This is a genomic window from Mucilaginibacter sp. (genome assembly GCF_965225845.1).
In the GTDB taxonomy this organism is placed as follows: Bacteria; Bacteroidota; Bacteroidia; order Sphingobacteriales; family Sphingobacteriaceae; genus Mucilaginibacter.
The window spans coordinates 376312-396219 of sequence record NZ_CBDDBL010000001.1; the positions used below are offsets into that span (position 1 = coordinate 376312).

General features: G+C 39.1%; 18 protein-coding genes. 8 read left to right on the plus strand and 10 right to left on the minus strand.

Going from position 1 to position 19908, the window contains the following annotated elements; translation table 11 throughout:
• Nucleotides 1-113: 113 nt before the first annotated feature.
• Nucleotides 114-1340, minus strand: a complete 1227-nt coding sequence (locus ACYZ0U_RS01735; protein WP_461449175.1) for an HD domain-containing protein — start codon at nucleotides 1338-1340, stop codon at nucleotides 114-116.
• 137 nt (nucleotides 1341-1477) lie between these two features.
• On the opposite strand from ACYZ0U_RS01735, the gene porX reads away from it, so the two are divergent.
• The 4 genes from porX (at nucleotide 1478) to ACYZ0U_RS01755 (ending at nucleotide 5476) form a co-directional block, all read left to right on the plus strand.
• Complete coding sequence (gene porX, locus ACYZ0U_RS01740) at nucleotides 1478-3031, plus strand: T9SS response regulator signal transducer PorX (RefSeq protein ID WP_461449177.1); 1554 nt, start codon at nucleotides 1478-1480, stop codon at nucleotides 3029-3031.
• 77 nt (nucleotides 3032-3108) lie between these two features.
• The gene (gene tsaE / locus ACYZ0U_RS01745; RefSeq protein WP_461449179.1) at nucleotides 3109-3525 is read left to right on the plus strand and encodes a tRNA (adenosine(37)-N6)-threonylcarbamoyltransferase complex ATPase subunit type 1 TsaE; all 417 of its coding nucleotides are present in this window, start codon (nucleotides 3109-3111) and stop codon (nucleotides 3523-3525) included.
• A gap of 54 nt (nucleotides 3526-3579) precedes the next feature.
• Nucleotides 3580-4806 carry an alanine dehydrogenase gene (locus ACYZ0U_RS01750; RefSeq protein ID WP_461449181.1) on the plus strand — a complete coding sequence of 409 codons (1227 nt, stop codon included), beginning with the start codon at nucleotides 3580-3582 and terminating at the stop codon, nucleotides 4804-4806.
• Nucleotide 4807: 1 nt separating this feature from the next.
• A complete protein-coding gene (locus ACYZ0U_RS01755; RefSeq protein WP_461449183.1) occupies nucleotides 4808-5476 on the plus strand; it encodes a M15 family metallopeptidase in 669 nt (222 codons plus the stop codon).
• Here the strand turns inward: ACYZ0U_RS01755 and ACYZ0U_RS01760 are convergent, their stop codons facing one another.
• The gene (locus ACYZ0U_RS01760; protein WP_461449185.1) at nucleotides 5477-6055 is read right to left on the minus strand and encodes a hypothetical protein; all 579 of its coding nucleotides are present in this window, start codon (nucleotides 6053-6055) and stop codon (nucleotides 5477-5479) included. It lies immediately after the preceding gene.
• A gap of 67 nt (nucleotides 6056-6122) precedes the next feature.
• Here ACYZ0U_RS01760 and ACYZ0U_RS01765 point away from each other — a divergent pair, with 67 nt between their 5' ends.
• Nucleotides 6123-7094: a YihY/virulence factor BrkB family protein gene (locus ACYZ0U_RS01765; RefSeq protein ID WP_461449187.1), complete on the plus strand. Its 972-nt coding sequence runs from the start codon at nucleotides 6123-6125 to the stop codon at nucleotides 7092-7094.
• Nucleotides 7095-7193: 99 nt separating this feature from the next.
• On the opposite strand, the gene ACYZ0U_RS01770 is transcribed toward ACYZ0U_RS01765, so the two are convergent.
• The 4 genes from ACYZ0U_RS01770 to ACYZ0U_RS01785 all read right to left on the minus strand — a co-directional run bounded on the left by ACYZ0U_RS01770 (nucleotide 7194) and on the right by ACYZ0U_RS01785 (nucleotide 8413).
• Complete coding sequence (locus ACYZ0U_RS01770; protein WP_461449189.1) at nucleotides 7194-7481, minus strand: hypothetical protein; 288 nt, start codon at nucleotides 7479-7481, stop codon at nucleotides 7194-7196.
• 198 nt (nucleotides 7482-7679) lie between these two features.
• Nucleotides 7680-7865: a hypothetical protein gene (locus tag ACYZ0U_RS01775; protein ID WP_461449191.1), complete on the minus strand. Its 186-nt coding sequence runs from the start codon at nucleotides 7863-7865 to the stop codon at nucleotides 7680-7682.
• Nucleotides 7838-7987, minus strand: a complete 150-nt coding sequence (locus tag ACYZ0U_RS01780) for a transposase (protein ID WP_461449990.1) — start codon at nucleotides 7985-7987, stop codon at nucleotides 7838-7840. The genes ACYZ0U_RS01775 and ACYZ0U_RS01780 overlap by 28 nt, the downstream gene beginning before the upstream one ends.
• 153 nt (nucleotides 7988-8140) lie before the next feature.
• The gene (locus ACYZ0U_RS01785) at nucleotides 8141-8413 is read right to left on the minus strand and encodes a hypothetical protein (RefSeq protein WP_461449193.1); all 273 of its coding nucleotides are present in this window, start codon (nucleotides 8411-8413) and stop codon (nucleotides 8141-8143) included.
• A 185-nt stretch (nucleotides 8414-8598) separates the two neighbouring features.
• On the opposite strand from ACYZ0U_RS01785, the gene ACYZ0U_RS01790 reads away from it, so the two are divergent.
• The gene (locus ACYZ0U_RS01790) at nucleotides 8599-9543 is read left to right on the plus strand and encodes a hypothetical protein (protein ID WP_461449195.1); all 945 of its coding nucleotides are present in this window, start codon (nucleotides 8599-8601) and stop codon (nucleotides 9541-9543) included.
• 157 nt (nucleotides 9544-9700) lie between these two features.
• Entirely contained in the window at nucleotides 9701-12640 is a 2940-nt protein-coding gene (locus ACYZ0U_RS01795; RefSeq protein ID WP_461449197.1) for a TonB-dependent receptor, read from the plus strand.
• 73 nt (nucleotides 12641-12713) lie between these two features.
• Here ACYZ0U_RS01795 and ACYZ0U_RS01800 read toward each other — a convergent pair whose 3' ends face one another.
• From ACYZ0U_RS01800 to ACYZ0U_RS01815, 4 genes are all read right to left on the minus strand, one after another.
• Nucleotides 12714-13085, minus strand: a complete 372-nt coding sequence (locus tag ACYZ0U_RS01800) for a response regulator (protein ID WP_461449199.1) — start codon at nucleotides 13083-13085, stop codon at nucleotides 12714-12716.
• 161 nt (nucleotides 13086-13246) lie between these two features.
• Entirely contained in the window at nucleotides 13247-14518 is a 1272-nt protein-coding gene (locus tag ACYZ0U_RS01805; RefSeq protein WP_461449201.1) for an MFS transporter, read from the minus strand.
• 132 nt (nucleotides 14519-14650) lie between these two features.
• Nucleotides 14651-15919: an MFS transporter gene (locus tag ACYZ0U_RS01810; RefSeq protein ID WP_461449203.1), complete on the minus strand. Its 1269-nt coding sequence runs from the start codon at nucleotides 15917-15919 to the stop codon at nucleotides 14651-14653.
• Nucleotides 15920-15949: 30 nt separating this feature from the next.
• Entirely contained in the window at nucleotides 15950-16387 is a 438-nt protein-coding gene (locus ACYZ0U_RS01815; protein WP_461449205.1) for a MarR family winged helix-turn-helix transcriptional regulator, read from the minus strand.
• Nucleotides 16388-16581: 194 nt separating this feature from the next.
• On the opposite strand from ACYZ0U_RS01815, the gene ACYZ0U_RS01820 reads away from it, so the two are divergent.
• Nucleotides 16582-19908 carry a DUF4175 family protein gene (locus tag ACYZ0U_RS01820; protein WP_461449207.1) on the plus strand — a complete coding sequence of 1109 codons (3327 nt, stop codon included), beginning with the start codon at nucleotides 16582-16584 and terminating at the stop codon, nucleotides 19906-19908.

The following is a 19908-nucleotide window of genomic DNA, read 5'->3' on the forward strand; positions in this document are numbered from 1 at the left end:
AGCAGCAAATTTATAATTGGCTGAATATTTAAGACTAAACAACTGGAAATTAAGTTTAAACGTTAATTATAATTTATTATAACACCGCCAACTTCTCTATATCAATCATGTTATTAAATCAAATCCTTCGGATAGCACAGAATATATTTTTTTACGGTTTTTGCTAATGCTTCCAGGTTTGAGTTATCGCTTGCCGCGGTAATATCTTTTACGCTGCCATCCTTCATTAATATCAATATGCTGCCGTCGCCCGGTTTATACGCATTATTGCGAACATCATCAGTGAAAACGAAATATGATACATCCTCATAGCTTAGTCCATATTTAATTACTGCCTTTTGCTTTAAATCTTCAACCTTATCTTTATCTGGTAATTCATTGGTAATATCGACATGGTAAAGGTTACGGCGCACCAGGTCATGGCAAAGTTTTGATAGCACAAAATCTGTACTTCCTTCCCATATTTTAACTGCTGCCATGATATCGGTGTCATCCAACCCGGCAAAAATCTCCAGGTTTGTATCTTCCATTAAAAATTCTTCGCTGTTTATACTATTCATCAGGAAGTGATTTAGCGCAGGGGTACATTTAAGTTCTTCGCCTTCAATGGCTACAGCGCGGGCGCGTTTCAAAATGTTAGACAATAAAAACTCAGCAGCAATTACTGTTTTATGCAGATATACCTGCCAATACATCAACCGGCGGGCGATCAGAAATTTTTCTATTGAGTAAATCCCTTTTTCTTCAACCACAATATGATCATCAACCACATTCAGCATTTTGATAATCCGGTCAGAACTGATCACCCCTTCGGATACACCTGTAAAAAAACTGTCCCGGTTCAGGTAATCCATTCGGTCCATATCTAATTGGCTGGATACCAATTGATGCAGAAAGTTTTTAGGATAAGTGCCGTTGAATATCTCAATAGCCATACTTAAACGGCCATTAAATTCCTGGTTAAGCTTATTCATCAGCAGTTTAGATATATCCTCATGCCATACCCCTTTAACAATTATCTGCTCAAGCGCATGGGAAAACGGACCATGGCCAATGTCATGTAATAATATGGCCACGCTAACGGCTTCTTCTTCGGCTTCTGTAATTTTCTGGCCTTTGTAGCGCAGCGTTTCAACTGCAAGGCTCATTAAGTGTAATGCGCCTAAAGCGTGGTGAAACCGGGTGTGTAACGCACCCGGATAAACCAGGTGGGTCATCCCAACTTGTTTAATGTAACGTAAGCGCTGAAAGTAAGGATGTTGCATCAGGTCGAATATGAGGTCTGACGGGATGCTGATAAACCCATAAACAGGGTCATTTATAATTTTCTTTTTATTCAAGGTTGTTTTTATATCCTGCAAAAATGAGAAGTAAAGGTACAATGCGTGTCTTATATTTGTTAAAATTTTGTTAATCCTTTTAATATCTGTAACAAAACTGATTATTAGGGGTTATAAGTACCTATTACGAAAATATTATGCAGGATACTACCATATTGTGGGCCGATGATGAGATTGATCTGTTGAAACCCCATGTACTGTTTTTAAGCGAAAAAGGATACAAAGTGACTACCGTTACCAACGGTATGGATGCAGTTGAATCCTTTAAAAACAACTTCTTCGACCTTGTTTTTTTAGATGAAAATATGCCGGGCTTAACCGGGCTGGAAACTTTATCACAAATAAAAAATATTAATAACGATGTCCCTATTGTCCTCATCACTAAAAATGAGGAAGAATATTTGATGGAAGATGCCATCGGATCAAAAATTGATGACTACCTGATCAAGCCGGTAAACCCAAGGCAAATATTATTGACCATAAAAAAGCTTACGGATAACAAGCGCCTGGTTACCGAAAAAACAACCATGGCTTACCAGCAGGACTTCCGCAATTTAGGGATGTCCCTGAATGACAACCTGAGCCACCAGGAATGGGTGGACGTTTACAAAAAGCTGATCTATTGGGAGCTTGAGCTACAGCAATTGCAGGATAACGGCATGCACGAAATTCTGACTTTACAGAAAGCCGAAGCCAATACCCAATTCTGCAAGTTTGTGGAGAAGAATTACCTGGATTGGATTAAAAATCCGGATACAGCGCCAACCAGTTCACCACAATTGTTTAAAAAGAAGGTTTTCCCTAAATTGGATGGCAAAGGTCCTGTGTTTTTTATCCTGATCGATAATTTACGTTATGATCAATTTAAGATCATCAACCCGATCATTTCAGAATATTTCAGGCTGGAAGAAGAAGATACTTACTACAGCATTTTACCAACCGCTACGCAATATGCGCGTAATGCCATATTCTCCGGCTTAATGCCATTAGAAATGGAACGCCGTTACCCGCAAATGTGGCAAAACGACGAGGACGAAGGCGGCAAGAATTTATTTGAAGCCGACTTTATTGCCGACCAGGTAAAACGTGTGGTTCGTAAGGATATAAAACTATCCTACCACAAAATACTGAATATTGATGAGGGCCGCGCCTTGAATGAATCAGTAAACAACCTAATGAACAATGACTTGAATGTGGTGGTTTACAATTTTGTGGATATGCTGTCACATGCCCGTACCGACATGCAAATGATCCGCGAACTGGCAAGCGATGATTCGGCTTACCGCTCATTAACCTTATCATGGTTTGAGCATTCGCCATTATTTGATTTGTTGAAATTCCTGGCGTCAAAACAAGTACGTGTGGTTATTACCACTGATCATGGTACCATCCGCGTCAGAAAACCAAGCAAAATTATCGGCGACAGGAACACCAATACTAACCTGCGTTACAAACAAGGCCGTAATTTAAATTTTAACGCTAAAGAAGTTTTCCATATCCGCAACCCGCATGATGCCATGCTGCCTAAGTTGCACGTAAGCTCAAGCTTTGTGTTTGCCAAGGAGGATGGTTATTTTGTTTACCCGAATAACTACAATCACTTTGTTAATTTTTATAACGAGACTTTCCAGCATGGTGGTATCTCATTAGAAGAAATGATTATTCCTATTGTAACTTACGGGCCGAAATAAAATTGAATATTATAACTGCAGATAAAAGATTTAAAAAGTTAATGATCTCGACTTAATATTATACGAGATACCTAAAAATGGAACTTCTTATAAATAACCTTGATGAACTGGATGCAACAGCTGAAGCTATCCTATCCTTTGCATCTGACAGCCGTTTCTTTCTTTTTTATGGCGATATGGGTGTCGGTAAAACAACACTCATCAAATCGATGTGTAAAGCATTAGGGACAAGCGATAATGTAGCAAGCCCCACATTTGCCATTGTAAATGAGTATCAGGCCCCCGCGATTACTATTTATCATTTTGATTTTTATCGGTTGAAGAAAGAAACCGAAGCGCTGGATATGGGATTTGAAGAATACATTTATTCAGGCAATTATTGCTTTATTGAATGGCCTGAAAGAATCCCGGAATTACTACCAGATCATTATATTAGTGTTAGCATAAAGGTTGTTGACGGGGGTTCACGCTATATAACTATTGAGCACATTTAACTTTACATATTTCTAATTTTTTCCCTATCTTCATCATCCAGAAATTATACCGTAATGAGTTCAGGGAAATACAGTGGGTTTTCTGATGTTGCCAAGCAGGCAATGATGCAACCGCAGGAATCAATGCTTGAGGTTAAGGCTCAAAAAAATCAATTATACATAGGTATTCCAAAAGAAGTTTCCTTCCAGGAAAACCGGATTCCACTAACACCTTTATCAGTGGCTTTGTTAATAAACAATGGACACAATGTAATGCTGGAGAGCAATGCAGGCCAGGCTGCTAATTTTTCTGACAAAGATTATAGTGAACAAGGTGCCTTAATCTGTTACGATACGCAAAAGGTTTACGAGGCTGACATCATTATAAAAATAGCGCCGCCAACACTCGCCGAGATAGAAATGATGAAACCGGGCCAGATATTAATATCTGCGTTGCAAATTTCTACGCTTAAGCATGATTGCCTTCAGGCGCTTCTTAATAAGAAGATCACCGCACTTTGCTTTGAACATTTACAGGATGAAGGCGGCTCATTAACCGTTGTGCGTGCCATGAGCGAAATTGTGGGAGCTACATCCATATTAATAGCAGCCGAATATTTGAGCAACGTTTTCGAGGGTAAAGGTTTAATGCTCGGAGGCATAACTGGCGTTCCCCCAACAGAGATTGTAATATTAGGTGCCGGAACTGTAGGCGAATATGCCGCACGAACCGCCATTTCCCTGGGTGCACAGGTAAAGGTTTTTGACCCTTCCATTTATAAACTTCGCAGATTACAGAATAATATAGGTACACGGGTGTTTACTTCGGTGGTTCAGCCTATCGTGTTGGAAAAAGCGGTTACCACTTGCGACGTTGCCATTGGCGCCATGCGTGCTGAAGATGGACGCAGCCCATGCATCATATCCGAAACTACGGTTAGCAAAATGAAAAAAGACTCTGTTATTATTGACGTAAGTATTGACCAGGGCGGCTGTTTTGAAACATCAGAAATAACCAACCATACACATCCCGTGTTTCGCAAGTACGATGTGATACATTATTGTGTCCCGAACATCGCTTCGCGGGTAGCCCGGACAGCCACCTATGCATTAACCAATATCTTCGCCCCAATTTTATTAGATATCGGCGAGCATGGCGGCCTTAAAAATGTGATATGGCAGAATGCAGGTGTTCGGAATGCTGTTTACATTTACCAAGGGCATTTAACCAGTAAATATATCGGCGAACGGTTTTCTATCCCAACAAAAGATCTTGATCTGTTAATCGTTTCACACCGGTAATATGATACGCCATGTTTTGTTATTAATCCTGCTTTTTTCAGGCATTAATTATCAAGACAATAGCAAAAGGCCCGATGTAAGTAATACTGCCGCTTATTATGACGAGGTAAAACAAGACCCCGATAAAAAACTTGTAGAAATAAAAAAGGTTATACCCGGAATCGCGCTTGATATCCGCTATGCGACCACTAATAATTTCGCGCATCATCAAATGTATCCGCAAGCAAGAGGTTTCGCCAGGCAACCTGTGGTTTTGGCGTTAAAACAAGTTGAAGCTGCTTTAAAATTACAAGGTTTGGGCTTGAAAATATACGATGCCTATCGCCCGTATGCTGTAACTGTGAAATTTTATGAACTGATCCGAGATACTGACTTTGTTGCTGATCCGGAAAAAGGATCAAAACACAATCGCGGTTGCGCTATCGATTTAACCATCATATACCTTAAAACAGGTAAAGAACTGGATATGCCTACAGGTTTTGATAGTTTCAGCAAAAAAGCCGCGTCAAATTATATCGATTTGCCTAAACAGGAAATAATCAATCGCGCTTTATTAAAAAGTGTTATGCAAGCGCATGGTTTTACCGAACTCCCAACCGAATGGTGGCATTTTGATTATAACGGCTGGAAAAATTATGAATTATTGGATGTTCCGTTTGCTGCTCTTTAATTAACGCCCGGGCACGCCCTGCGAATAATTATCTAAAATATCCTGCTGCGGAATATCGTTCACATGATGCTTTTTTCCGTAATAACGCACAATGCAATCCACATCGCCTGATGTTTTTAATGTAAGGCAAAATAACTGGTCGTGGTCATTTTTGTCTAAAGCATCAAAAGGGGATTCACCACCAAGCTCAGCAACCAACGGTACAACCGTGTCATAGTTTGCTATGATCAGTACATTTTTTCCAATAAAATTTAATCTGATGATCTGTGCAAATTTTCGAACACTGTCTGTATATACGCGGGGCAATATCTTTTTGTGTGTTGCCAAAGGTTCAGCTGTTTGGGCCGATAAATGTTTAGGCGTTATATAAATAACCTGGATATCATCATGCCTTAATGCTTTAAAAAGAGCAATAGCCCTGTCTCTTCCCGTGTCGGATAAAGCATCTGCTCCTCTCTCCTTTTCGGCATTACATACAACCCACACATTAGTTTTTTGCGCAAAGGCATTAAAATTGCTTGCTAAAAAAACAAACATTAACAAGAATAATGGCTTAGTATTATAAATAACTTTTTTCATTACGATATTAAGGTTAGTGGATTATTTTAAACACATAACCCCTTTATTACAAATATATTCGATAAGTATGAAGATTTTTAAAAAAGAATATTTAAACCGCTGGTGGAAAATTATCCTGGCAACATTTATGAGCTTTATAAATGATAATGGCCTTAAATTAAGCGCATCTCTTGCTTATTATACCATATTTTCAATTGCCCCATTATTAGTATTGATTTTAGCGCTAATTGGCTTGTTTTTGCGGGATGCACAAAACCGCGAATTACTTTATGTACAAATACAGCATTACATGGGTATGCAGGCATCAACACAAATAAAGGATATTATAAAAAATTATGCGGTGCATGCTAAAAGTGTCGCAGCATTAATTTCAGGTGGAATTATATTACTAATTGGCGCAAGCAGCATGTTTGTAGAAATACAGGATTCGCTAAATATTATATGGCGGGTTAAGGCTAAACCTAAAAGAGGTTGGTTAAAGTTAATACAAAACAGGTTTCTATCTTTTTCGTTGATAGCGAGTCTTGGTTTTCTATTACTGGTGTCGTTAGTGGTTAACATTTTGGTTTCTGCGCTTAGCGATAAAATACAATATTTCTTTCCCGGAGTTACCGTTATTATTTTTGTAATTAATCTCGCCATCACATTTGTAGTGATAACCGTGCTGTTTACTATAGTTTTTAAGGTGTTACCAGATGTAAAGATAAGCTGGAAAGATGTGCGCTCAGGTTCAATATTCACGGCAATACTTTTTATGCTTGGCCAATATCTTATTGGTTTATACATCCAATATTTTGCAAACAGTTCTGCATACGGCGCTGCGGGCTCAATTATTGTAATATTAACATGGATTTATTATACATCGGCCATATTATATATCGGAGCCGAGTTTACCCAGGTTTATGCCGAAGCAATCGGCAGCAAGATAGAGCCGGCTGAATATGCCGTAGCTGTGAAACAAACCGAAATTGAGATGGTGGTTACGAAGCTGCCTCCGCAAAATCCGGATATTAAAGGAAACTTACAAAAGCCGGAATAAGCATTTAACCATTTATAGCCTGCAAATTCCTGGTTATTATCATTTGATTGGTATTTAATTTTTTTTAGGTAACTAGATACCAGTTGGGATAAAACTATCTTAATTAGTGTAAACGGCTTCAATTTTTGTTAAATCTTTATTTAATTGATAATACAACAAACCGATAAAAACAGGGCGATTCTGATTGTCATGAATCATTTTCATTTTTAAAACAGCTATTACATTTTTAATAGTATCTAATGCGGTAAACCTAATGCTATCTAAGTTCGCTTTTGGATTATTTAAATGAATGTAATCTTTGACAGTATGTTCTGCTTTTTGTTGTTTACTTTCAAATAAAACATAAGTAGAGATGAATAAAAAGGTTACAATAATTAAGTTTTTCATCGCTTTGGTGTAAGTAAGAACGAATATAAAAAAAAGCCTCATTTATAGGCCTCATTTTCTTATCCTTTTTATCGGGTTTAATAAAAAACACTTTCATAGCATCGTCAAACGTGCCGTTAATAGCGAGATCGCTTTTCTCGTACTTTTCAGGGCGTGTCTTTTGTTCTGCCTGTTTCTTTTCTTTGCCATAATATAAAGTTAAGAAATTAAGTTAGCATAAGTTAAACGTTTGCCGTTAACATTTTTGATGCTGTCCTCAAAACGGATAACATCAGTAGTTTTACGGGTATTGTATTTGTAGCCAAACTCATGGCAATAGCGGTGTAAATGTTTTGGGCTAACCTGATGAAACGTGACTACAATACTCTTTTCAACTGGCTCCAAAAACCCTCTATTGAATTAGTGTGTTTATCACCCTCTGTAATGTAGTTTCCGTCAACATGTTTTACTTTGGTATGCTCAAAAGTTTTTTCTAAATCGTTGTAACCTCTAAAGCTATCGGTAATAGACCTGTTTCACAAATGGATCTTGATCAAATTGATACTCTTTTTAAATCAAAAGACAGGATTGGAATATTAGTACAAATATTCTGCCATGGCAGATACTATGAAGTGTGCTGAACTTAAAGCGACGTATTTAATATAGTCCCTTTGTAAGATTTACTTAAGCTGACTTATATTTTCAAAGAAAGCTGCCTGTAAATCTAATAATGAATTCACATTTACTTTTTCGCCATACATATCAAAACATAAAAATTTTGAATGATTGAGATCATTTTCTCGCGCCTTTTCAAAAAAATTAAATGTCTCAAAAAAGTAATGGTTAGTAATAATTTTACTTTTTTTATTGGTTTGCGATGCATTTAACCTAAAGCCAATGCTATCAGCCCAGTTATGCACACGTGCGTGCAAATTTGCTTGTACATTATTCATAGGTTAATTTTTTATTTACATAAACGAAATTTATACAGAATAGTTTTAATCTATTGGCAAGCCAATTACAAACAATTGTGAAGCAAGTTGTTGAAAACTTTGATTTAAATTTAATCAATATTAAAAAATTGTAACTAATTATAAGCGCGCGTCGTAAAACACGCTATTAAGCCATAATTAGAGCTATGAAAAAACTAAGACTTACTTTATCAATTTTATGTGTAATTGCATTCACCGTGGGTGCATGCCGTAAAGACAAAACTCCCGGACCACAGGGAGACACAGGAGCTACTGGCGCTACAGGTGCGACCGGCGCTGATACTGGATTTACCGGGAATACCGGTGCGACTGGTAGTACAGGAGCAACGGGCGCTACTGGTGCTACAGGTGCTACCGGCGCTGGAACAACAGGTGCTACCGGCGCAACGGGCGCAACAGGTGCTACTGGTGCAAACGGCACTAATGGAACAACAGGTGCTACCGGCGCAACAGGTGCAAACGGATCTAATGGATCAAATGGCGCTGCGGGTGCTACCGGCGCAACAGGTGCTAATGGGGCTAATGGCAGCAACGGATCAAATGGTGCCGCTGGAGCTACCGGCGCAACAGGTGCTGCTGGGACAAATGGAGCTACCGGCGCAACAGGTGCTGCCGGCGCTAACGGCAGCAACGGATCAAATGGCGCAGCGGGAGCGACAGGTGCAACAGGCGCTGCTGGCGCAACAGGCGCAACGGGTGCTGTTGGAGCAACAGGTGCTACCGGTGCAGGAGCCGCAAGCTATGTACTTTCCAATCAAAATATTTCTACTGTGTCTGCCCCATATTCGATTCCGGGTATAACACAAGCAATTGTTGACGAGGGTGTAGTGTTAGTATATTACAGGCCAATGGGTGGTGCTGCTTACTCTTCTCTGCCTTTCACCAACAATTCCGGCCTTTCAATATCATTTGACTCTTATGGTGTCGGATATGTAATACTTGAAGCTAATCAAAATATTACAAACAACAGCGCGCAGTTCAGAGTGGTTGTAATACCAGGAACTTCGCTCACTAATCTTGAGTTAACACACCCCGGAATTAACGTTAACAGCTTAAGCAGCGTAACATCATACCTTGGTTTAAGTAACTAATAGTCAGTAATGAATTTATTTAAGGGCCGGATAATATCCGGCCCTTTTTTGTTTTGCCTGTAACAATACTATGATTATTAACCAATTATAAGTTTAAAATACAACCTTTGTAGTTTAAAATTGTAGTAATACCATTGAATAATACTTAATTAAACTTATGAAACAGTTTTTACTCGCACTCTCTGTAATCTTACTTTCCGCACAATGCGTATTCGCTCAAAATGGCCGGGCGGTAAGCGGAACAATTTTAGATTCCACTAAACTTTCTATTCCCGGTGCTTTGGTTAAGGTGATATCCGATAAAGGAGATAGCTCATTAACCGCCGCCGATCCCAACGGAAAATTTAATTTTCCATCCGTTACAGGCACCAAATTCACTTTAAGCATTTCGTCTATAGGATTTCAGGCTATAAAAAGGCACTATTCTTTTGATGCCGGAACCACACCTGTAGTATTGGCGCCAATTATATTAAAAGCTGAATCCAATACATTGGCTACCGTTAATATTGTGGCAACCCAATCGGTAACTTTTAAAGAAGATACAACTGAATACAGGGCCAGCGATTATAAAGTACGCGACAATGCTGCTGTTGAGGATGTGATTAAAAAGCTTCCCGGAGTAGATGTTGACGTAAATGGAAATATTACCACACAAGGCAAACAGGTTACCAAAGTTCGTATAAACGGAAAGGACTTTATGGGCGGTGATGTGCAAAGCGTTACTAAAAACCTGCCTGCAGACGTAGTGGAGAATATTCAAATGATTGATGATTATGGCGATCAGGCCAATTTAGATGGGGTAAAAACTGGTGAGCCAAACAAAATCATGAATATAACTATCCGTAAGGATAAGAACTATGGTTATACACTTCAAGCAACAGGCGGCGACGGCGCGGATCTGTTACCCGCAAGCCAGGGTATACCTGATGCGAATCGATACCTTGGTACAATTAATGGATTTACTTTTAACGGCGACCAGCAAACGGCAATACTGGGAAGTATCAATAACACAAACGTCAACACATTTTCGTTTGGCTCAACCTCTGGTGGCGGCGGGGGCGGGGGTTTTAGCGGGGGCGGCCGTGGTAATGCAGCACGAGGGGGTGGCGGCAACAGCAGTTTAATAACGCCGCAAAATGGTATTAGTGATGCCCACTCGTTAGGTTTTAACTTTCGCGATCAATGGGGAAAACACCTTGCCGTTTACGGAAGCTATTCCGTTGCGGATAATACTGTTGTAACTAATAATATTATTCAGCAGACCAACAATTCTGTTGGCTCTCCTACAACCAATAACCAAACAAGCACTGAAAGCGACAGAAATATTAATCACCGTGTTACATGGAATATGGAGTATACGCCGGATACCATTAATTATTTAAAAGTTACTCCAACCTTTTCTTATGCCAGCGTAAATACTTATGATAATGAAAGTAACGTTGCCCGCAGAAATGGATCAATATATTCTGCTTATACGGATAGTACTTATGCCTTTTCTTCAGCACCTACATATGGATTAACTGCGTTATACAATCACAAATTTGCCCATCGCCACAATTTAAGTGTTAATCTAACTTTTTCATCTGCGCCAAGTTATCAATATCAAAACCCGGTTTATAACTATACTGCGGGAACACCAACTGCACCTATAAACCAAGTAATTAATACCAATAGCCGCACAAATAGCTATGGGGCAACGTTCTCTTACCTTTTACCAGTAGGCAGCGTATCGTATTTGCAATTTAATTATACTTATAATTATTCCATTACTGACAATAATAAGGAAACAGACTCTTTAACCTATTATGATCAGTTTCACCGTGACTCTGCTTTAAGCAACCAGTACAATTATACATTTACAACCAATCTTTTTAGTGTTAATTACCGCGTTGTTGAGAAAAAATATAACTATACTTTAGGTATTGGAGTGCAGCCCGCTGTTTTAGATGGAAATGATCCAATAACAGGATATCATACCCACGTAAGTACATTTGATATCGTTCCAACGGCTCGTTATGTTTACAATTTTTCGCGTAGCCATAACTTAAGTATAAATTATAACGGCTCAAGCAGCCAGCCAACATTCCAGCAACTACAGCCTGTTACTGACTTTTCAAACGCTTTATATCCTGTACAAGGTAACCCTAATTTAAAACCGGAATTTACCAACAATCTTTCTATTAGATATAATGCATTCAGTTTTGAAACGGGAAATGTGTTATTTACTAATTTTAGTTTCTCATCCATACAAAATGATGTGGTAACCAATACCATTACCTATCCAAAAGTATATACGCTTGACCCTAGTTTGCAAAACACTATTTTAACACAATATTTAAACACTAACGGCTATTATACCGCATCGGCCGGCATTGTTTACGCAAAACCGTGGGATAATAGAAAATATACGTTATCATTAATTGGTAACATTACTTATGCTAATAACATTGGTTATTTAACCAGCGTAGATTCAACCACTTATAAACAGGATATGCAAAAAAACATTTCCAAAAACTTACAGTTTACACCGGGAATGAAATTTAGAACTGACATTACTGATGTAATTGATGCCCAGTTTTTAACCAATTATGCTATCAATCGTACAGACAACTCAGTAAATAATGCACTTACTGAGGGAACATCAAACATTCGTACCTGGACCTTGGAACTTGTTGGTAAAAACTATTTTGGCGACTGGACCTTCAGCTATGATTATACCAAAACAATAAATTATGGCTACGCAACATCTGTAGATGCTACCAACCCTAATATTTTAAACGTATATGTTGAGCGCAGGTTTTTAAAGCAAAACCGCGCAACCATACGCTTATCAGCGTTTGACTTATTTAATCAAAATACTGGCTTTACTGACGTTTCAACAGCAAGTTCAAATACAGAAACTCACGTAAACAGACTGGCCCGTTATTACTTGGCAACGCTTACAATACGCCTTCAAAAGTTTGCCGGCAAAGCACCAACGCAAGACCCATCAATGCGTAATTTCAGAAGAAATAATGGCGGAGGCCCTGGTGGTGGCGGGCCTGGTGGTGGCGGGCCCGGGGGCGGTGGCGGACCGGGTGGCGGCCCAGGTTTTTAATACTGTAAAAGCTACATAACAAAAGAGGCTCAACTAATTGTTGAGCCTCTTTTTATTTTTGAATAAATAAATTCTATTTAACTAATACTGTACCAATTACCCTGTCAAGTTCTTCAAGATCAAATGGTTTTGCCAGATAGCCATCAGCTCCGGCATGTTCAGCAAGTATTTGAATATCGCTATTTGCAGAAAAGTAAATCACAGGTATATTTTGTAGTTCGGCGTCTTTTTTTAATGTTTGAGTAGCAATAATTCCACCCTCATCCGGTATCCAGTTATCCATTAAAATAACATCGGGTTTTATATCATTAATACGTTCAATAATATTGTTGCAATTAGTAAAGGTATGTACTTCCCAATCCTGTTCTTCTAAAATGTAAACACATATTGAAAGAATGTCCTCATCGTCATCAAATATGACAATCTTTTTCGTAGATTTATTCATGTTACACAAGTAGTATGTGAAATTATAGATATCTTTTTTAAGAAACAAATTTTCCTATAACAATATCCCAACAACGCTTGTATAACGATCTTGTTTTCTGTAAATTATACCATTACCTGTTTAAACGGGTATTTTTGCCAGTTATCGCAATATTATTACAATTAATTAGCCACTGCAGCTTTTTTACGCTGTGTATTCATATAAAATACAAGCCCTCCAAATGCAACTATCAGCACTATTGGAATAAGCAGTGTAGTATGCAAAACGTCAAACCCGGCAAGGCTTTGCGCGCGAGCTAATTCATTTGCCATTGGCGTATCCGCCGCCGCTTTTTGGTAATCGGTTAAACTTGCCCCGGCAGCTAAATGTTTTACGGTATGGTTATCATAAAATCCACCCATAAAAATGGTGTAGAACGATACAGCCAGCATACCACCGCCGCCCAATAGGTTTATACCCAATGCACCTGATTGCGGAATATTTTCGGCCACAAAACCAATCATACAAGGCCAAAAGAACGCCACACCAAGTCCGAACACCGTTGCCGCGAAAAAGATGGCATTTCCCTGTAGTGTAACTAAAAGAAAAATCCCTAATGCCGATAGGATAGTGGAGATCAATAAAACACCCTGTGGCGCCAGGCGATGAACTATTGGTCCCGCAAATGCCCTGCAAATTACTTGTATGGTAGCTACAAAAGTCAATATCAAAATAGCATTATTGGTAACGGCCTTAAATAAAACCCCTGTCCATTGGTTGGTAAATAATTCCGTAATAGCCGTGCCGCACATACAAACAAACATAAAAATGTAAAGCGGGTTTAGAACACCTTTATACATATCCGCTGTAGTAAAGCCGGCAGCAACACGCTCTGTAACCGGGAAATCGAGTTTAGAAAATAAATAGCCGTAAATCAATGTCGGGACGATCATTACACCAACCTGTATTTGCCAGTTTAAACCGAGATGGGTGAATAACAAAACTAACAAAGAACCTATCACTATACCTCCCGGAAACCACAAATGAAAATAATTTAAGCGCGTTGTTTTATTTTCGGGATATAATGCTGTAACCAATGGATTACAAGAAGCCTCAACAGTTCCATTAGCTATGCCGATGAGTAAAGTTGAGAAAAACAACGTCCAATAGCCCTGCGCAAAAATAGTTAGTACAATACCCAGCAGATGAAATACAAAGGCCATAACCAGCAACCTTTTCATACCAATAAGGTCTACAATAAATCCACCGATCACAACCGCCAACGGAAACCCCCAAAATGCAGTGGCTGTTATAGTTGATAATTCGGAGGCATTTAAATTAAAGTCGGTGCCTAACTGCCCCATTATTCCGGCACGAATGCCAAAAGACAGTGACGTTACCAATAGGGATAAACAGCTCGCAACAAAAAGTTTATTGGTTTTAATGTTTTGCATGATGGGTTAATTTTCGGCTAATTAATTATAGGCTATAATTGGCATGCAATATAATTATAGTTAGTACATTTTAGCATCATTACTAACAGCATTTTTACAGCTACGTACTGCCGCCAATGTATTAATCTATAATTATGCGGTCGCGTGCGCGGCATCAACACCTACAGGTTCAATTATTGGGGGTTGTTTCGCTTTTTGTTTGGCCTTTCGTAAAAATACAATATGTATCACACCAATTATCAACGCAACAAGGCCTTCGCCCAACATGGTATCTTTTGTGCCGATCCATTTGGAAACCCATCCAATAACCAATCCGCCTAAAGGTTGCATCCCAAAAAATGCCATCGCATAAAAACTGATCACACGCCCGCGCATGCTGGCTTCGGCTGTTGTTTGCAAAATGGTGTTACTTATGGTGATCTGCGACATCATACCAAAACCGGCGAGCGCCGAGAATGCCAATGCAAGCACGTAATGATTTTCGTGCGAGAACAGCACCAACCCGGCACCAAAAACTAAAGTATTTATGGCAAGGATCTTTTTCAGGTTATGCCCCGGTTTAATAGAAGCTAAAAAGATCGCTCCTGAAAAAGCGCCTAAACCAATAAAGCTATCAATTATCCCAAAGGTTGATGCCGTACCATGAAATACATCACGTGCATAAAATGGGATCAAAGTACTGTAAGGCAATACAAACAAACTGATAAACATCAGCATAATAATAACAAACATAATTTCGGGCGTCCGCTTTATGTAAGCATAACCTTCTTTTAATTCACCAAAAGCGTTTTTTGTATGCGGTTTACTTATGTATTTAGGCAACCTCATCATGAGTAATGAGGTAATAACGGCAACAAAGCTTAGCGCGTTTAATAAAAAACAAGCGCCATCGCCAACCTTTTCCAGTATAATTCCGGCAATACCGGGGCCTATCAACCGGGACAGGTTCACCATAGATGAATTCAAAGCCAGGGCATTTGGCAAGTCATCCTTATCATCTATCATTTCATAAACCAATGATTGCCTTGCCGGCACATCAAAAGCATTGATCACACCTAAAAAAACACTCAGTGCCAGTATTTCCCAAACTTCATAATGTTTAAGCAATATTAGCACTGCCAACAAAACCGCTTGTATTAGTGATAGTACCTGCGTTGTAAGCAACACCTTGTAACGGTTGTACCTATCGGAAACGACGCCGCCGTAAAGTGACAATAAAAATGATGGGAACTGACTAGCAAAAAGCGTAACTCCTAACATTAATGTAGAATGTGTAAGGGTATAAATAACCCAGCTTACCGCGGTTTTTTGCATCCAGGTACCAATTAAAGATACCGATTGACCGCTAAAATATAACCTATAATTCCTGCTTTTAAATGCTCTGAATGTGCTGATATTCATCTAATCCTTTTCTCTTAAACCCCAAAATAATTATTCAAAGTCCACCAGTTTGGTCAATGGCCCAATAGCTTTTTTTAATATCTCTTTTTCTTCGGCAGAACAACTGTGTAAAATCGCTTTACCTAACCACTCGTCTCTTTCATTTCTTGCCTGTGAAACCATCTCTATACCTGCTTCGGTAATAGCTATCAGTACTTTTCGCTTATCTGTTTCTGATGCGGTACGCGTAATATAACCTATCGCTAAAAACTTGTTTAGTATTTGCGACATGGATTGATTAGTGATCTTTTCTGCCGAAGCAAGTTCACTCGGTAACCAGCTCTTGCCACTGTTTAATAGCAGCGCTAGCGTAGAGCGCTCTGTAAGCGATAACTGCTGCCCTGTAACAACCTGGTTTCGCAGCTTTTTTACCAGCCGGGTAACTACAGTGCGCAGGTCCGAAACAAACTGAATTTCTTTATTGATCATTTTAGTAATTTAAACTAATAAGTTTACCTTATAAAGGTATACATGTTTGGATTATTTTACAATAAGCACTTATCATCTTAATGTTATATAATTTTAAAATGTTTTTAGCTAACGCCAATATTTCTCTATCTTGAACGTCCTTATAACACACACGGAGTATTTCCGTATATGTTTCACTGGAATAACGCTGCCAAATGAATGCTTCTGAAAATTACGAGCTTTTAATCAGCAAGATCAATGTCTTTATCCGCAAATATTATTTAAACAATCTTTTGCGGGGATTGATATTTTTAGGTGCGGGCTTATTTTCAGCGTATGTCGTCATTGCCCTCTGTGAATATTTCGGCAATTTCAATACTGCGTTCAGAACGATCCTGTTTTACGCTTTCATCTTACTCAACATAGGATTAATTGTTTGGTTGATCATCCCATCGCTGTTAGCCTGGTTAAAGCTTAGTAAAACGTTAACGCATGATGAAGCAGCCGAGATCATCGGCAAACATTTCAGCAGCGTTAATGATAAATTGCTGAATACGCTCCAGTTAAAAAAACAGGCTGTACAGGATGAAAGGCACCGCGCGTTGATTGAAGCGAGTATTGATCAAAAAATTGCGCTTTTAAAACCGGTTAGCTTTCCGTCAGCAATTAACATTCGCGAAAACAGCAAGTACCTAAAATGGATAATTACACCGGTTGCCCTTATTTGTGTAATTGCATTAGCAGCACCATCGGTACTTACGGAAAGCACCAAAAGACTGATCAAGCATAATGAATATTTTGCGCCTGTTGCGCCATTTCAATTTGTGCTTCAAAATCAAACATTATCAACTATACAGGGCCAGGACTTTAAACTCGATGTAAAATTAACCGGTGACAAGTTACCGGCAGATGTTTATTTAGAAACCGGCGGCAATACGTTTAAATTAACTAAAGAAAACATCAGTAAGTTTAATTATTTACTCAGCAACCTGCAACAAAACACCTCATTCAGGTTAACAGCAAATGGCTTTAGCTCGGCACCTTACGAGATCAAAGTAAACCTACGTCCGTCATTATTGCATTTTGATGTGAGCTTGAGCTATCCGGCCTATCTGCATAAAAAGAATGAAACCATTGATAACGCAGGCGATTTGACCATCCCGGCTGGGACTGTCGTAAAATGGTCTTTTCATACACAAAACGCTAATGGCTTATATTTTTCTCTGGGTGATAAAAGCGATTTGCTTAAGCCAATAACACCAGATCTTTTTGAGCATAGCACAAGAGTTGTTAAAACTTCTGCCTACAAAATAAAACCGCAAAACATATTAGTAAAAAACACGGATTCAGCTAGCTATCGCATCAATGTGATTGCCGATGAGCCTCCATTGATTAGCGTGGCTGAAAAGCCGGATTCGGTGAGCATGAAGGCCATCTATTTTAATGGCAAGATCCAGGATGATCATGGCTTTTCTTCATTACAATTTTTTTATAAAATAGGGAATGATAAGCAGGCGCATGTTTTTTCTAAACAGGTTAAAGCCGATTTGAACCAAACACAATCGGACTTTTTTTACTACTGGAATTTAAAAGAATTAGCCATAAAACCCGGCGACCAGGTAACCTACTATTTTGAGGTTGCCGATAATGATGCGATAAATGGTTATAAAAAAGTACGCTCCCAGGAGCACACCTTAAATGTCCCGGATGCTATAGAACTCAACAAGCAACTAAACACCGGCACCGAGGTTGTAAAGCAAAAAATGCAATCGGCAATTAAGCTGGCAGGGCAGGTTGAAAAAGAATCGCAAAAACTGGATGAGCTGCTGCTTAATAAAGCTGAACTATCTTTTGATGAAAAAAAGCAGATTGAGGACCTGATGCAAAAGAAAAAGGATTTGGACGATTTGGTAAAACAAATACAGGACGAGAACCATAAAAACGAATTTAACCGCCAGGAAAACCTGCAGCAGGATCCATCCATAACCGAAAAGCAAAAGGAAATGGAGAAACTGTTCAATAGTGTACTCGATCCGAAAACACAGCAATTACTTCAAAATCTGCAGCAATTGTTACAGCAAGACCAGAAAGATGCAACCCGCCAGGATTTGTCAAAGATGCAATCAGACAACAAATCGCTCAAAAAAGAGTTAGATCGAATGTTGGATCTGTACAAAAAACTGGCGTTCGATCAAAAACTGGATCAAAATGTAAAGCAGCTGGATCAGTTGGCAAAACAACAGCAAAAGCTGTCGGATCAGACAAAAACTTCGGCAATCGACCCAAAATCAGCACAGAAGCAACAAAAAAAGTTGAGCGATGATTTTAAAGAAGTAAAAAAATCATTGGACGAACTTAATAAAGAGAACGACCAGAATGACCGTAAGATGGATTTTGAAAATCCGGAGAAGGAAGAAAAAAACATAGATCAGCAAATGCAGCAAAGCAGCGATGAGTTGCAAAATAACAACAGCTCAAAAGCTTCTCAATCACAACAGCAGGCCGCGCAGCAAATGCAGCAAATGGCCAACAAAATGAAGCAGCAAAACCAAGAGGGGGAAGATAATCAAACTAGTATTGATACCCAACAATTACGCGCTTTGCTTAAAAACCTGGTTAACAGCTCTTTTGATGAAGAAAAAGTAATGCAGACTTTAAAAACAACCAATACGACTGACCCTAACTATATCGCGCTGGCGCAAAAGCAAAAAGATATAAAAGATAACTTAAAAACAGCGGAAGATACCCTCTATGCTTTAAGTAAACGCATCCCACAAATACAGTCGACTGTTAACAAAGAAATCAGTGGTATAAATGATCATATTGATGAAGCCTTGCAAAACCTTGGCGACAGGCAAACACCACAAGCAACCAGTAATCAGCAATACGCCATGACGGCAATGAATAATTTGGCACTAATGTTGATTGATGCGCTTGATCAATTACAAAAATCAAAAAATGGTTCAGGCAATGGCAAATCCAAACAACAATCGTTAAGCGAGTTGGCCAAAATGCAGGAGCAGCTAAACCAAAATATGCAAAAGGCCCGTGACCAAATGCAGAAACAGGGCAAGCAAGATGGGAACGGGCAAAAACAAAGCGAGCAAAACCCGATGAGTGAGCAATTAGCCCGCATGGCCCGAGAACAGCAATTGATACGTGAAACATTACAGCAGATAAACGCGGAGGATAATAAAGATGGTACCAATAATTTGGGCAACCTTGATAAAATTTCGCAACAAATGGAACAAAACGAGCGCGATCTCGTAAACAAGCATATTACCGACGAGGCGTTAAAGCGGCAGGAGCAGATCCAGTCACGATTGTTAGAAGCAGAAAAAGCTGAGCAACAACGAGACCAGGATCAGAAAAGGGAAAGTAACACTGGCAAGGACATGCCTCCCGGATATATAAAAGCGTTACAGGACTATCAGCAAGTGAAGGCAAAACAAACAGAGCAGATCAAAACTGAAACACCGGCGCTTAATTTATATTACAAACAAAAAATTGATATTTACTTTGATCAAATCAATGCCAAATAG

Bases quoted from the DNA above. Each gene is read 5' to 3' on its own strand.
- ACYZ0U_RS01760 (WP_461449185.1), bottom strand. From the start codon at position 6,055: ATGAAAAAAGTTATTTATAATACTAAGCCATTATTCTTGTTAATGTTT.
- ACYZ0U_RS01820 (WP_461449207.1), top strand. From the start codon at position 16,582: ATGAATGCTTCTGAAAATTACGAGCTTTTAATCAGCAAGATCAATGTC.
- tsaE (WP_461449179.1), top strand. From the start codon at position 3,109: ATGGAACTTCTTATAAATAACCTTGATGAACTGGATGCAACAGCTGAA.
- ACYZ0U_RS01790 (WP_461449195.1), top strand. From the start codon at position 8,599: ATGAAAAAACTAAGACTTACTTTATCAATTTTATGTGTAATTGCATTC.
- ACYZ0U_RS01770 (WP_461449189.1), bottom strand. From the start codon at position 7,481: ATGAAAAACTTAATTATTGTAACCTTTTTATTCATCTCTACTTATGTT.
- ACYZ0U_RS01785 (WP_461449193.1), bottom strand. From the start codon at position 8,413: ATGAATAATGTACAAGCAAATTTGCACGCACGTGTGCATAACTGGGCT.
- ACYZ0U_RS01815 (WP_461449205.1), bottom strand. From the start codon at position 16,387: ATGATCAATAAAGAAATTCAGTTTGTTTCGGACCTGCGCACTGTAGTT.
- ACYZ0U_RS01795 (WP_461449197.1), top strand. From the start codon at position 9,701: ATGAAACAGTTTTTACTCGCACTCTCTGTAATCTTACTTTCCGCACAA.
- ACYZ0U_RS01755 (WP_461449183.1), top strand. From the start codon at position 4,808: ATGATACGCCATGTTTTGTTATTAATCCTGCTTTTTTCAGGCATTAAT.
- ACYZ0U_RS01805 (WP_461449201.1), bottom strand. From the start codon at position 14,518: ATGCAAAACATTAAAACCAATAAACTTTTTGTTGCGAGCTGTTTATCC.
- ACYZ0U_RS01750 (WP_461449181.1), top strand. From the start codon at position 3,580: ATGAGTTCAGGGAAATACAGTGGGTTTTCTGATGTTGCCAAGCAGGCA.
- ACYZ0U_RS01800 (WP_461449199.1), bottom strand. From the start codon at position 13,085: ATGAATAAATCTACGAAAAAGATTGTCATATTTGATGACGATGAGGAC.
- ACYZ0U_RS01810 (WP_461449203.1), bottom strand. From the start codon at position 15,919: ATGAATATCAGCACATTCAGAGCATTTAAAAGCAGGAATTATAGGTTA.
- porX (WP_461449177.1), top strand. From the start codon at position 1,478: ATGCAGGATACTACCATATTGTGGGCCGATGATGAGATTGATCTGTTG.
- ACYZ0U_RS01765 (WP_461449187.1), top strand. From the start codon at position 6,123: ATGAAGATTTTTAAAAAAGAATATTTAAACCGCTGGTGGAAAATTATC.